Annotated in this window: 14 protein-coding genes; 2 read left to right on the top strand and 12 right to left on the bottom strand. The window is 44.5% G+C overall.

What is annotated here, in order from left to right; translation table 11 throughout:
* Nucleotides 1–11: 11 nt before the first annotated feature.
* The 10 genes from flgK to degS form a co-directional block, all read right to left on the bottom strand.
* Nucleotides 12–1,529 carry a flagellar hook-associated protein FlgK gene (flgK, locus tag SB24_RS12415; protein WP_039253652.1) on the bottom strand — a complete coding sequence of 506 codons (1,518 nt, stop codon included), beginning with the start codon at nt 1,527–1,529 and terminating at the stop codon, nt 12–14.
* Nucleotides 1,530–1,544: 15 nt separating this feature from the next.
* Nucleotides 1,545–2,027: a flagellar protein FlgN gene (locus SB24_RS12410; protein WP_039253650.1), complete on the bottom strand. Its 483-nt coding sequence runs from the start codon at nt 2,025–2,027 to the stop codon at nt 1,545–1,547.
* Nucleotides 2,028–2,041: 14 nt separating this feature from the next.
* Nucleotides 2,042–2,308 carry a flagellar biosynthesis anti-sigma factor FlgM gene (flgM, locus tag SB24_RS12405; protein WP_003151393.1) on the bottom strand — a complete coding sequence of 89 codons (267 nt, stop codon included), beginning with the start codon at nt 2,306–2,308 and terminating at the stop codon, nt 2,042–2,044.
* A gap of 69 nt (nt 2,309–2,377) precedes the next feature.
* Nucleotides 2,378–2,797 (bottom strand): TIGR03826 family flagellar region protein, encoded by a 420-nt coding sequence (locus SB24_RS12400; RefSeq protein ID WP_025285352.1) that lies wholly within the window; start codon nt 2,795–2,797, stop codon nt 2,378–2,380.
* 73 nt (nt 2,798–2,870) lie between these two features.
* Complete coding sequence (locus SB24_RS12395; RefSeq protein WP_197061611.1) at nt 2,871–3,560, bottom strand: phosphoribosyltransferase family protein; 690 nt, start codon at nt 3,558–3,560, stop codon at nt 2,871–2,873.
* Nucleotides 3,561–3,565: 5 nt separating this feature from the next.
* Nucleotides 3,566–3,850, bottom strand: a complete 285-nt coding sequence (locus SB24_RS12390; RefSeq protein ID WP_039253645.1) for a late competence protein ComFB — start codon at nt 3,848–3,850, stop codon at nt 3,566–3,568.
* Nucleotides 3,851–3,907: 57 nt separating this feature from the next.
* Nucleotides 3,908–5,293 (bottom strand): ATP-dependent helicase ComFA, encoded by a 1,386-nt coding sequence (locus tag SB24_RS12385; protein WP_039253641.1) that lies wholly within the window; start codon nt 5,291–5,293, stop codon nt 3,908–3,910.
* Between the two features lie 107 nt (nt 5,294–5,400).
* Entirely contained in the window at nt 5,401–6,249 is an 849-nt protein-coding gene (locus SB24_RS12380; RefSeq protein ID WP_015418336.1) for a DegV family protein, read from the bottom strand.
* Nucleotides 6,250–6,346: 97 nt separating this feature from the next.
* Complete coding sequence (gene degU / locus SB24_RS12375) at nt 6,347–7,036, bottom strand: two-component system response regulator DegU (protein ID WP_003219701.1); 690 nt, start codon at nt 7,034–7,036, stop codon at nt 6,347–6,349.
* Nucleotides 7,037–7,112: 76 nt separating this feature from the next.
* Complete coding sequence (gene degS / locus SB24_RS12370) at nt 7,113–8,276, bottom strand: two-component sensor histidine kinase DegS (protein ID WP_007407484.1); 1,164 nt, start codon at nt 8,274–8,276, stop codon at nt 7,113–7,115.
* Nucleotides 8,277–8,498: 222 nt separating this feature from the next.
* On the opposite strand from degS, the gene SB24_RS12365 reads away from it, so the two are divergent.
* Both SB24_RS12365 and SB24_RS12360 read left to right on the top strand, forming a co-directional pair.
* Nucleotides 8,499–9,146: a YigZ family protein gene (locus SB24_RS12365; protein ID WP_003151384.1), complete on the top strand. Its 648-nt coding sequence runs from the start codon at nt 8,499–8,501 to the stop codon at nt 9,144–9,146.
* A gap of 4 nt (nt 9,147–9,150) precedes the next feature.
* Entirely contained in the window at nt 9,151–10,407 is a 1,257-nt protein-coding gene (locus tag SB24_RS12360; RefSeq protein ID WP_039253637.1) for an LCP family protein, read from the top strand.
* Nucleotides 10,408–10,496: 89 nt separating this feature from the next.
* Here the strand turns inward: SB24_RS12360 and SB24_RS12355 are convergent, their stop codons facing one another.
* Both SB24_RS12355 and tuaH read right to left on the bottom strand, forming a co-directional pair.
* Nucleotides 10,497–11,573 carry a glycosyltransferase family 4 protein gene (locus SB24_RS12355; RefSeq protein ID WP_003151382.1) on the bottom strand — a complete coding sequence of 359 codons (1,077 nt, stop codon included), beginning with the start codon at nt 11,571–11,573 and terminating at the stop codon, nt 10,497–10,499.
* A gap of 132 nt (nt 11,574–11,705) precedes the next feature.
* Nucleotides 11,706–12,902 (bottom strand): teichuronic acid biosynthesis protein TuaH, encoded by a 1,197-nt coding sequence (gene tuaH, locus SB24_RS12350; RefSeq protein ID WP_039253634.1) that lies wholly within the window; start codon nt 12,900–12,902, stop codon nt 11,706–11,708.
* Nucleotides 12,903–12,918: the final 16 nt, after the last annotated feature.

Here is a 12,918-nt window from a genome sequence, read left to right as displayed (position 1 = left end):
TTACTTATCTCCTATCTTCCTCCGGTGCCCATACCGTTAATAATTTTATCGAATATTTCATCCTGCATCGTTATGATCCGCGCAGCCGCATTATAAGCGTGCTGAAACTGAATCATATTTGTCATTTCCTCATCTAAAGACACTGCACTGACTGATTGTCTCCGTTCATCGGCTGAAAGGGTGTTGCTTTCAGAGTTGTTCATAAGATTGGCCGCTTTTTGTGAATTAACGCCCAGCTTTCCGATAAGGGATTCATAAAAGTCATTAATTGTAGTGGTTTCACCGTTAATAGTCAGCTTGCTGTTCTGTACAGCTGCAAGATTTGTCGCGTTTGTGCCGTCACTTTTTTCTCCGTTTAACGACGCTGCGATATTATCAGTAGACGCAAGAATTTTGTCACTGACTTTTATTTTCGCAGCCGCACCTTTTGCCGGCACCGCTTCATCACCGCTGAAATCAAAAAATGCTGCACCCTGTTCGCCTGTATAGGTCTTCCCTTTTTCATGAACTGCATTAAACGCGTCAGCAAAGGACAGCGCCATATTGTCAAGAGCCGTCAGCATTTCAGGATAAAGACCTTTTTCTTCTCCGTTTGACATATAGCCGTATGATTCAATAAGACCTAAAAGTGAGCCTTTTCCGGTAAATGCATCCGCATTGACCGTATTGCTGCCGACTGACACACTCGACACAAGGCCGCTGTCCTTGTCGTAGTTGATTTTCATTTCTGAAACTGTTTTTGTGTTACCGTCGAGCAGCGTACCGAGAGAATTGTTGTTTCCGTTCAGCAATTCGACGTTAACCGTGCCCTCAGCAGTCGCCAAGGCATGTCCGCCCGACTTATTATATGAAACTTTAATATTTGCCATAGAAGATAATTGATCAATCAATCTGTCTCTTTGGTCATACAAATCATTAGGGAGCATACCGCTCGGCTCAACTGCCGCTATTTGATTGTTAAGGTCATTCAGCTGATTGAGAATGGAATTGACCTGATCCGCTGTGTTATCCAGGTTCTTTTTAAGATCACCCTGAATGTTAGTCAAAGAGGTAGATATATAGTTAAAACTTTCGGCAAGAGATTTCCCCTGCTCCTGCAAAACTGAGCGCGCTCCCGTATTTTCCGGATTCGTCGCCAGATCCTGAAGGGCATTCCAAAATGAACTGAGCGATCCGTTTAATCCGTTATCGTCAAGCTCTTTCATGACGCCCTCCATTTGCGACAATGAATTGGAACGGGCTGTATAGTACCCTAATTTTGTATTTTCAGTTCTGTACTGATAGTCTAAAAAACTGTCTCTGACGCGCTCAACTGAACCGGCTTTTACTCCTGTTCCGATTTGGCCGGCCGTCAGATCACTGTTTTTTGATACTGCGGGATAAGGGCTCGTCGATTGTAATGTGACGCGCTGCCTCGTGTACCCTTCTGTATTTGCATTTGCAACGTTATTTGAAACTGTGCTCAATGCAGTCTGCTGCGCACTCAATGCACGCCTTGCTGTTTCCAGCCCCATAAAAGTCGATGGCATTGAAAATCCTCCGTTCTAAGCTTTTGAATCGAATAATGTCAAACGGCTGACAGGCTTGCGCGCCGCTTGCGGCTCTTTATAATTCATATTCTCTTTTTCACCCGGCATGATCATATCGAATGCCCCGGAGATGAATTGTAAAGCCTGAATCGTGAGCTGTTTGTTCATCTCATTCACTTCTTTCAGACGGTCAAGAAGCGCAGACAAAGAGTGAAATAACCCTTCAAGCTCCTGTTTTTCACTGCCTGAAGTTCTGGAGATGCATGCAGCAATTGTATTGTCCTCACCGCGGCTGAGAAACTGAGAAGTTAACCTGATTCGTTCTTCCTCAGTCTGCCCGATTGCCTGAATATACTTTTGCTCTTTGGTCAATATGTTGGAGAGCTCTATTGTTTTACCTGCTTTCAGCGCTTCCGTTTTCTCCTCAGACAGCGTGAGCAGATGTTCATGCAGTGCGCAAAGTCGCTTCAGTTGATCAATAATTGGCTTTGCTGACATTGGCTTTCTCCTTTTTATTGCTTTTTATAGAAATTTACTATATTTTCAGCGATGCTGTTTGAATCTATTTTATATGTTCCGCTCTCTATATCCGCTTTAAGCTGAGCGATTTTTTCCTGTCGTGTTTTAGTGACCGCATCTGACGCATTTTGAAGCTCTTTTGCATGAGAAGAAATTTCCACTTTGTCCTTCGGCTTTGCAGCCTCTTTTTGTACGGCTTGCTTTTCGTAATTTTTTTGGTATGGATTAACGGATTGTGTTCCGTACTGATTGATTTTCATAGGATTCCTCTCGCTTTCTGTTCGCAGTCTAATTCTTTTATCGACTGCGTTATCAGTTAGTTTAGGGAATCAGGTGTTTTTGGTATTATAGGCATAGTATGTGTCTTTTGTACTGTTTTTATCTTCGAATTCAGCGGCTGTTTTTTGGTTCATATGGTCTAATTGTGACTCAATATCTGTCTGACAGGACTTGCAAAATTTCCCCGTCCTGATTGGATTTCCGCACCTTTCGCAAGGATATGCCAAATTCGGAAGCTGGCTGATCTGAATCCTTTTTTGTTTGATAAACTTGAGGATCAGCTCTTCATCCACACCTGTTTCCTCAGTGATCTGCTGCATCGTCGACTGTCTGTTGATCTGCTTTCTCAAAAATTTATAGACGGTTTCAAATGCTTTTTCTTCTTCTTTAATACATGCCTGGCACACGGTCTGCAGGTTCGTTTTAAAAAATAAAGCATTGCATTTTGGACAATTCGCCAATTCACCCATCGTATTAACTCCTATTCCTTCTTTAATCTGCCTTATATTTCTATCAATTATATCGGCAGAAAAAAAGAATGATTTAGCTCCTGATTAAAGTAAAAGAGGAGACCGATGACGCTTTGCCCGCTGTCAGCAGGACTTCGGCGGCTTGGTGAAGTGTGGCGCCCGTCGTATAAATATCATCTATTAAAATGACGTTCATACCTTCGGCGGAGTTTTCGGCTGCTGAAAACTTTTTTTCTGCAGACAGCCTGTCTGTTTTGCTCTTTTTGGATTGTTTTTCATTGTTCAGTCGGATGAGGGGGGAAATGACAGGCATTCCGAGCAGAGAGGCCAGCAGCTCGGATTGATTGAATCCGCGTTCCGCCAGCCGTTCGCCGCTCAGCGGAATAGGGATGAGAGTATGTGTATTTGATGGATATGCCGCTTTAAAGCCGGCAGCAAAGTCACGTTCAAATGCTTGAATGATTTTCGCATCACCCCTGAATTTAAAACGGGCCAATGAGTCCTTCATCGCATCATTATATAAATATACCGAACGGTTTTGCCGCAGCAAAAAGCGCTTTTCCGTTTTTGATTCCCGGGCCGCACAATCAGCGCATTTTTCATTTGACTCCTGAGGCCTCCCGCATATACTGCATACGGGGCCTTCAATTTTTTCGAATTGGCTGCTGCATATGCTGCATATCTCTTGCTCGGGCGCCAGAGAAAACAGAGATCTCCAAGTCAATGAACTTGAAATTGGTGAGTCACACAATAAACAATTCAGAGATATTACGCTCCTTCCCGAGTTTCACAGAACTCGCTTGGATTAACCGAAACAATCGCCGCTGATTCAGCCAGAATGACAAGCAGCGCCGTATTTTTCTGTTTATCAACTATCTCTGCTTTTGCATAAGCAACTTTCTTTTTATCTGTAACATATGCCGGCTCAGCCCGGTTTAATGAAAGTGCCAGTACATCATTTTTGCATACCCGGCATGTGCATTTCATATGAAGCTGAGACATATGGCGGTCGAGAAGTTCCTTTAATATGATTTCTTTAGAATTGACAAGCATGCTGACAGCTCCTCATAGGAAAGTATGAGTATACTGTATCACGTTTTCTGAAATTAACTAGTCCAACAATTTACTTTTTTGTGCCAATTTGTTCATATGTTCTATATGTTTTTTTGCTTTTTTCATTCCGTTTGTAATTCCGAAATGAAACATGACGACATCACCGCTGAAATGTTTATAATGCCTTCCCGTTCTGCCCGCGATCTGTACGAGCGCGCTCTCGGTAAAGATAGGTGCTTCTGCGCCGAGGACACATGTCTGAACTTTGGGCACGGTAACCCCTCTTTCTAAAATCGTAGTCGTTACCAGCAGGTCAAGCCCGCCGTCTCTGAACCGTTTCACTTTATCCTTTCTGAATGTGTCTTCCGCATGTACGCCTTCTGCCCGTATGTTTAATTTCTGAAAATAATCCGTTGTCTTTTTCAATACGTGTACAGACGGAACGAATAAGAAAACCGGCAGCTGTGATTGAAGTTTTTGGCGGACCCAATCGGTTACAGAGCGCGGCAGTTTTCCTTTCTGAAGCTTCTTCTTCCAATTGCCGCACCACAAAAAACGCGGCTCCGGGAGGGGTTTCCGATGATATCTGGCCGGTATGCGGACGCTTTTCAGCAAACCGGCTTCAGCCTTCTTTTTTAATGTGTCTGAAGGAGTTGCCGTTACATAAACAAGGGCGCTGTTTTTCTTCCTCGCTTTATCAACAGCGAATCTTAATGTCTCATCGGCTGAAAAAGGAAACGCATCTACTTCATCTATTATCATGACATCAAAAATGTCTCGGTAGCGCATCAGCTGGTGAGCGGTTGAAATCATTAACGGAGTCAGACGGCCTTTGTCCTCGCTGCCGCCGTACAAAGCAGAAACTTCGACTTTCTCAAATGCTTTTTTCAGTCTCGGCAGCAGTTCAAGTACGACATCTGTACGCGGAGTCGCGACACAGACGCGCAAACCGTGATTCAGCGCAAACTCGATACCCGGAAACAGCATCTCTGTTTTCCCCGATCCGCATACCGCCCATACTAACAGCTCTTGTCTCTCTTTTATCGCATCTGTAAGCGCGGCGGCCGCCTTCTTCTGTCCGTCTGTCAGTGTTCCTTCCCAAGAAAGCTTTACAGGCTCCCAGCTGTTTTCAGAGGCTTGATTCCAAGAATATAATGATGTCAGTTCATCAGCCCTTCCCATCATGACACAGGCACGGCAATAGGTAATCTGCCTTTTGGCAGAGGACGCCCAAAATGCCGCAAAGCAGGCTTGATCAGACTGACCGCATCGTTGGCAGACGTAACGGTTTTTCCGGCGGATGATTGACGGCTCGGCCGTTATATACTCTTTTTCTATAAAACGCTTGATGCGCTGATCTGAAAACGGTATCTCAGATCTCAATAAATGCCGGCCGTAAAAGAAATCCCGCACCTCTGAAAATTCTGAAGCACCCTCGGACATCTCCCTGCCTCCTTTCTGCTCAAAGTATGCCTGCCGGGAATTTTTTTGTCGAATCACGAAAACTTAATAATAAAAAAATCTCCGCCCTTGAAAACGGAGATTTTCACTTAGTTTTTAAAGCACCAGCCGATTCCGATGGCGCCTTCGCCCAAATGGGTTCCGATCACGGCACCGAAATAGCTGTTATAGAATTCGACATGAGGATATTTACCGCTTAACTCCTGTATAATAGCCGCCGCTTCTTCTTCCCTGTTTGCATGGATGACAGCGGCCCGCATCGGGATTCCTTTACTTGCATCCTCCCCAAACAGCTCAAAAATTCTCGAAATCGCCTTTTTGCGTGTCCGAATCTTCTCAAAAGGAACAATTACCTTATTGTCAAAATGAAGAATAGGCTTTACCTTTAACAGACCGCCGATAAAAGCCTGAGCACTGCTTAGACGCCCGCCCCGCTGGAGGTGTGATAAATCGTCCACCATAAAATACGCACGGACTGTTTTTTTCATATCATCCAGCTCTTTTATAATCTCTTCCGGTGAGTCAACACCGTCTTTAATGAGCTGTGCTGCCTTTAATGCATAAAAACCTTGTGCCAAACAGCTGATCTCTGAATCAAAGGGATAAACTTTAATATGATCAACCATAGTGTTTGCCGAGGCGGCGCTGTTATATGTTCCGCTGATTCCGCTGGACAAATGTATGCTTATGACTGCGTCATATGTTTTGCCCAGTTCTTCGTACAATGCGATTAATTCACCGAAAGAAGGCTGAGACGTAGTCGGCAGCTCATCATGATTTTTTACTTCTTTATAAAAACTTCTCCAGTCGAGTTCTGTTTCTTCGCGGAATGTTTTTTCACCGAAAACCACTTGGAGAGGGATCATATGAATATGATGTTCTTCTCTCATCTCTTTCGGAATATATGCTGTACTGTCTGTTACAACTGCAATCTTCATCACTTTACCTGCCTTATTAAGTACTTAATAAGTATTTTAATAGATATGCAGCTGTAAAAAAAGACTTGCCATAACAGGCAAGTCTTCTCACACATGACTAACGCATCTCTACCCAGCCGTTTTTAATGGCCACGACAACGGCTTGTGTCCGGTCATTAACGTTCATTTTCTGCAAAATATTACTCACGTGGTTTTTCACTGTTTTCTCACTGATAAACAATGATTCACCGATTCCGCGGTTGCTTTTTCCGTCTGCAAGCATTTGCAGCACTTCACATTCCCGTCTCGTTAATATATGTAATGGTCTCCGGATTTCCGGGTAAACCTCATGCTGAGGATGAGCAGAAACTCCGCTTGTCGCAAGACGGCGGAATTCGTTGACAAGATTGTGGGTTACTTTCGGGTGAAGGTAAGAACCGCCCTCGGCTACCACTTTCACTGCTTCGATTAAAGTATCTGCGTCCATCTCTTTCAGGAGATAGCCTCTTGCACCTGTTTTTAAAGCATGAGTCACATAGTTTTCATCATCATGGATGGAGAGGATAATCACCTTAGATTCAGGGTACAGCTCAACAAGCTGTTTAGTAGCCTCTACTCCATTTACATTCGGCATATTGATGTCCATTATGACAACATCGGGATGGTAATGCTCGACGATTCGAGCCGCCTCATCTCCATCGTCACCTTCTGCTACCACTTCAAAGGTAGGTTCAAAATCCAATATTCTTTTTACACCCTCACGGAATAGTTGATGGTCGTCGATAATAACAATATTTACTTTAGTCACACGCTACGCCTCCTTATCCTATTGTTCTATATACGCCGCTGTTCGGTCAATATGTCTTTTGGCTCTATTTAACAAATTATAGGCCGAGAGATAACGGAACCTTAATCATGATAAATGTCCCAAGACCTATTTTAGAGTCTATCGTTATCGTTCCTTCAAGCAGATCTACTCTTTCTTTCATTCCCAGCAAGCCGAATGACTTGTTTTTCTTTTGTTTAGCATCCTTAATATCAAAGCCTTTTCCGTTGTCCTTAATGATGAGAACGACAAAATCAGCGGTTACTTCCACTTTTACTGTAATTTCCTCTGATTCTGAATGCTTGAGTGCATTTGTGACGGCTTCCTGAGCGAGACGGAAAAGCGCCACTTCAAATTGCGGGGCAAGCCTTTGGTTCTCCGTGTCTCCGATACACTGAAAATGTATTTTCACCTTTCCGTTGTATTCTTCAGTTGTATAAAGATATTTTCTCAGTGTCGGAATCAGCCCGAGATCGTCCAATGCCATCGGTCTTAAATCATATATAATCCTTCTGACTTCGTAAAGGGCATTCCGCACATTCTGCCGCAGATTTCTGATTTCCTGAAATCCGTCCTCCGTGCCGCGGTCGCGGAAGATCCGTTCAATTAATTCCGATCTCATCATGACATTTGCCAGCATTTGCGCGGGACCGTCATGAATTTCTCTGGAAACTCTTTTTCTTTCTTCCTCTTGGGCTTCAATGATTCTTAAACCGAAATCTTGTTTAGCCTGCGCATCGGCAAGAAGAAGCCCTACTTGGCGAAGGTCTTGATTCAGGTAATTCAGAACGACGGTTATTTGGCTGACCAATGATTCTGACCGTTCAATGATTTCCTGAAGCCCCAAAAGCCGGCGTTCTAAATCATCTCTGCGCTCCCGCAGCTGCTTTTCACGCTGCTGGATCATCGTCAGTTCCACTTGAAGTTTGTGCGCCTTTTCATAGGCGTTGCGAATTTCTTCTTCGCTGAACTTATGGAAATTTCTGCTTACTTCAGACAAGCGGTTTCGTGCGTGCCGCGTATGAACTTCAAGTTTGTCGCCCAGCTCAATGACTTCGTAGACCTGCTGTTTGATCTGTTTGAGTTCTTCAACCAGCTGCTCATATTGCTGGCGCGACTGCTCTCCGATTTGAAAAACCTCGTCCTTACTCCCGTCCACGGTTTTCAGCATTTTCATAAGTATAGAATCCAAAACTTTGGAGTCCATCTTCGATTTATTCATCTGTCTCCCTCCGTAACGGTGTTGTTATGTATTTTTATTATAAATGTAATTGAACTGCAATTTATGTCGAATTATAATGAAAGAATGCGTATATTCTAGAAAAAAACATTTTTATATAGTATCTTACTCTTTCATGATACCAAAATATGCGCAAAAATTCTAAAGTCTGTTCGAATTTGTAGAAACAAGTCTTTTAATGCTTGTCAGGAGGGTCCAGCAATCATGCTGCACAGCTATTTAACAGTTAAAGAAACGGGTGAACATGAGATTGTGATTGAAAAATCGCGTTTTATCTGTCACCTGAGCCGTGCTGCTTCTGAAGAGGAAGCGCAGGAATTTATACAAAAGATAAAAAAACAGCACTGGAATGCGACTCATAACTGCTCAGCTTATCTGATCGGCGAAACCGACCATATACAAAAGGCGAATGATGACGGAGAACCAAGCGGCACAGCCGGAGTCCCCATGCTGGAAGTGCTGAAAAAACGCGGTCTGAAAGATACCTGCGCGGTGGTTACCCGGTATTTCGGCGGAATAAAGCTCGGTGCAGGCGGATTGATTCGTGCATATGGGAAGTCAGTGTCTGAAGGCTTAAATCATATAGGAGTTACGGAGCGGAAGCTGATGCGGATTATGCATACATCAGCGGATTATACGTGGCTCGGCAAGATAGAGAACGAACTGAGAGAATCAGTTTTTTTACTGAAAGATATTCATTATGCGGATCATGTCGAATTTGAAACGTACGTTGAAGAAAAAGACAAAGAAGCGTTTCTAAAATGGATGACAGAACTGACGAACGGCAAGAGTAAGAATACAGAGGGAGAACTGACGTATTTAGAAACAGACGTCAGCCCTAAAGGAGACTAATGTAATGGCTGAACGTGTAAGAGTGCGTGTTCGAAAGAAAAAGAAAAGCAAACGAAAGATCATATTCAAACGGATTTTGCTGCTGCTTACCCTCGTTTTGTTAGTCGCTGCCGGGTTTGGCGGATACAAAGTATACAAAACGATTAATGCGGCAGATAATGCATATGATGCCCTTTCCCGCGGAGACAAATCAAAATTACGGGATAAAGTCATCAATATGAAGAAAAAACCGTTCTCCATTTTGTTTATGGGGATCGAAAATTATGCCACAAGCGGAAAAGGCGGACGATCAGATTCTCTTATTGTCGTTACCCTTGATCCGAGAAATAAAACAATGAAAATGCTGAGTATTCCGCGTGATACGCGGGTGACGCTTGCCGGCGACACAACCGGTAAAAAATCAAAAATCAATGCGGCTTTTGCTAAGGGCGGAGCGGATGAAACCGTCTCAACCGTCGAAGACTTATTAGGCATACCGATTGATAAGTATGTCACTGTCGACTTCAATGGCTTTAAGGATGTTATTGATGAAGTAGGCGGGGTCGATGTAAAAGTGCCGTTTGACTTCGACGAGATGAGTGACGTCAGTAAAAAGAAACGGATCTATTTCAAGAAAGGAAACATGCATTTGAACGGTGAGCAGGCTTTGGCTTACGCGCGGATGAGAAAACAGGATAAGCGCGGAGACTTCGGCCGGAATGACCGCCAAAAGCAAATCTTAAACGCACTGATCGACCAAATGTCCAGAGCTGGAAATATTGCTAAAATTGATAAAATCGCTGAAACAGCGAGCAATAACGTCCAAACGAATATCCGAATCACTGAAGGACTCGCTCTTCAGCAGATTTACAGCGGCTTTACCAGCAAAAAGGTTGATACACTGACCATAACAGGATCAGATTTATATTTAGGCGGAACCGCAACTACGCGCGGAACATATTATTTCCAGCCCGATCCGACCAATCTCGAAAAAATACGGCAGGAATTGCAGAAACATCTGGATTACCCGTCCGGAAACAGCACGGCATCCGATCCTGCTTCTGACAGCACCGGAACGGACAGTACGACTGATTCGACTTCCGACAGCACGGGAACAGGCGGTACGGCTGATTCGCCTTCCGGCAGCACAGGAACAAGCGGCACGACTGATTCAACCAGCGGTACTGCAGGTGAAAACGGTACGGGCAGCACACAGTCCGGCGGTACTGCAGGTGAAAACGGTACGGGCAGCACACAGTCCGGCGGCACAACAGGCTATTAAGAGTAAACCCGATCCTTTGAGAAGGATCGGGTTTTTTTATATAATAAGAGAATAGCAAAAAAGCAGACCATTCGCATGATCTGCTCTTTTTAATTTTTCTTTACCAATCTCTTGTAAAACTTGGTAAATGGTTTAAATTGTTCATTTACTAACCCTGTGACCTCTGCTATGATTTGCATAAATACAATCAATACAAAAATAATAAACAGCGAAAGCCATATGGTCGCGCTTTTCAGCAGGATGGCACTGACGCTGAAAATAAAGCCGATTAAATAAATGATAATGACAGCCGTACGGTGTGACAGCCCGAAGGCCATCAGCCGGTGGTGTATATGTGACTTATCAGGCGCTGAGATCGGCTGTTTGTTTAAAATCCGCCTGATGACGGCGAATGTCGTATCAAAAATCGGCACGCCCAAAATGATGATCGGAATGATGATACTGAATAAAGTAACACTTTTATAAAGACCTAATAATGAGAGTACTGAGATGACGTATCCGAGAAAGAGCGATCCGGTATCTCCCATAAATATCTTTGCCGGATGAAAATTATAAAATAAAAATCCGAGTGTGCTTCCTATCACGACAAGTGAAAGTGACAGAATAAGGATTTTCCCTCCGGATAACGCCATAACGGCGATAGTGGAGAGTCCGATGACCGACAGGCCGGCAGCGAGTCCGTCCAAACCGTCAATCAGGTTCATCGCGTTCGTAATACCGACGATCCATAACACAGTCAGCGGGTAAGCGACCCATCCCAATTCTAAACGTTCCGTTAAAAACGGTACGGAGAAAAAGTCCATTTTCAGTCCCGTGCTCACAATCATAATGGCCACGGCCAGCTGGACGAAAAACTTTACCTTTGCGCTTAATTGGTATTTATCATCAAGGATTCCTAAAATAACAATAATAAACGCACCCACTGTAATGGCGGTCATTTTCGTTTCATTATATATGCCGGCCGCGAGCACACCCGCCGCTACGCCGATAAAGATGGCCAGGCCGCCCATACGGGGCATTATTTTATCATGTACTTTTCGGTTGCTGGGCTGGTCAACTGCACCTATTTTGATCGCAATTTTTTTTACGATAGGAGTTAGGATTAAAACCGTTAGCAGAGAGACAAAAAACGCAACAACTATGCGAAACATGCGTTCGTCAAGCATAAAGAAGTCTCCTTTGGAATTATATGAAGTCTTTTCTGATATTGAACCGTTCCTTCCATTATAATTCTTACTAGTTATTATAACAAGCATCATCAAAAAGAAACACGCAAATCAAAAAATGCGCTTTCCCTTTTAATGGGATTGCGCATTTTTCAATATACCCGTGCATTCGAGCATTCGGCCGAATAAAACATTCCAATCCCGTCTCCGGGCCAATTCACGGCGCAAAGCCTCATATGATCCGCTGCGGTCCGCTGCCAGAAGCGCGTCGCAGGCCGCGATGAAATCTGCGGGGTCACTGCCTTCAACGTATTCATAGACGAAAGGCCTTTTGATTTTTGACGTAGAAGAAAGGTTGCAGCCGACAACCGGTTTCCCGGCGGCTAAAAATTCAAAAAGCTTAAGCGGAAATACCGCGTCATTATAAGGTGAATTTTTATACGGCATGATGCCGATGTCGACAAGCTGCATATAGGACGGCACTTCATTCGGCGCGGCAGGTCCCGTCCAGATGACATTCGGACGCTTCAGAAGCGACTTGAAATCCGGATCGTCCTGAGCCGTGTTCGGGCCTACCAATAAAATCGTCCAGTCAGGCCTCACATCTGCCGTTTCCGCCATAAGCGCAAAATCGAGCTTCGGTTTGATTCCGCCGATAAAACCGAGAACCGTTCCGTTCCGTCCCCGCAAAATGTCTTCATCCGGCTGTTTATTTTCCCGTGAAAACAGGTCATATTCCACTCCGTTTTCAATGGTGAACACTTTCTGGTGCGGGTTCTCCAGCTTTTTTCCGACCTCGTGGTGCAGACAGTCAGATGTACACGTAATGGAATCGGCACGCTGAATGATTCTCATTTCCGCCTGTTTAATGATGTTTCTTCTAACAATTGACAGCACCCCGGACCGGCCGCTGATCGGAGCGGCCCACAGATCACTGCAATCGTAAATCACTTCATCCCAAGGAAACAGATCTGCCAGAAGCGGAAAACCGGGGAAGGTGTACCATAAGCAGCAGCGGGCCCCTTCTCCTTCTTCCTTCAGCATGTTCAACAATGGTGAAAGCTTATGCCTGTAGCACATGTCTGTATACCTGCCGAAGCGGAAAGCTTTTTGCCGCATGAGATCCTTTACACTGAACTGCCGGATTCCCTCGGCGATCCAGGCCGTCTGACCATCATTGGCTCGCGGAGACGGGCATACCCAAATGACGCTTTTCGTTTCTTTTTGCCGGGCGAGAAATTCAGCCAGCCGGTGCCGTCTGTATCTCAGCCGGTCATGACCCCATTCCGCCGCTCCGACGATTACGTGAATAATCGGTTCCACCTTCATCACCCAGCTCCTCTGA

It is taken from the genome of Bacillus sp. Pc3 (assembly GCF_000815145.1).
Taxonomy (GTDB): domain Bacteria; phylum Bacillota; class Bacilli; order Bacillales; family Bacillaceae; genus Bacillus; species Bacillus velezensis.
Note: the sequence above shows the minus strand (reverse complement) of the source record. Positions and strands in the feature narration are given on the sequence as shown.

Excerpts from the sequence above, each read along its gene's own strand:
- flgK (WP_039253652.1), bottom strand. The coding sequence starts at position 1,529 with ATGCCATCGACTTTTATGGGGCTGGAAACAGCAAGGCGTGCATTGAGT.
- SB24_RS12410 (WP_039253650.1), bottom strand. The coding sequence starts at position 2,027 with ATGTCAGCAAAGCCAATTATTGATCAACTGAAGCGACTTTGCGCACTG.
- flgM (WP_003151393.1), bottom strand. The coding sequence starts at position 2,308 with ATGAAAATCAATCAGTACGGAACACAATCCGTTAATCCATACCAAAAA.
- SB24_RS12400 (WP_025285352.1), bottom strand. The coding sequence starts at position 2,797 with ATGGGTGAATTGGCGAATTGTCCAAAATGCAATGCTTTATTTTTTAAA.
- SB24_RS12390 (WP_039253645.1), bottom strand. The coding sequence starts at position 3,850 with ATGCTTGTCAATTCTAAAGAAATCATATTAAAGGAACTTCTCGACCGC.
- SB24_RS12385 (WP_039253641.1), bottom strand. The coding sequence starts at position 5,293 with ATGTCCGAGGGTGCTTCAGAATTTTCAGAGGTGCGGGATTTCTTTTAC.
- SB24_RS12380 (WP_015418336.1), bottom strand. The coding sequence starts at position 6,249 with ATGAAGATTGCAGTTGTAACAGACAGTACAGCATATATTCCGAAAGAG.
- degS (WP_007407484.1), bottom strand. The coding sequence starts at position 8,276 with ATGAATAAATCGAAGATGGACTCCAAAGTTTTGGATTCTATACTTATG.
- SB24_RS12365 (WP_003151384.1), top strand. The coding sequence starts at position 8,499 with ATGCTGCACAGCTATTTAACAGTTAAAGAAACGGGTGAACATGAGATT.
- SB24_RS12360 (WP_039253637.1), top strand. The coding sequence starts at position 9,151 with ATGGCTGAACGTGTAAGAGTGCGTGTTCGAAAGAAAAAGAAAAGCAAA.
- SB24_RS12355 (WP_003151382.1), bottom strand. The coding sequence starts at position 11,573 with ATGCTTGACGAACGCATGTTTCGCATAGTTGTTGCGTTTTTTGTCTCT.
- tuaH (WP_039253634.1), bottom strand. The coding sequence starts at position 12,902 with ATGAAGGTGGAACCGATTATTCACGTAATCGTCGGAGCGGCGGAATGG.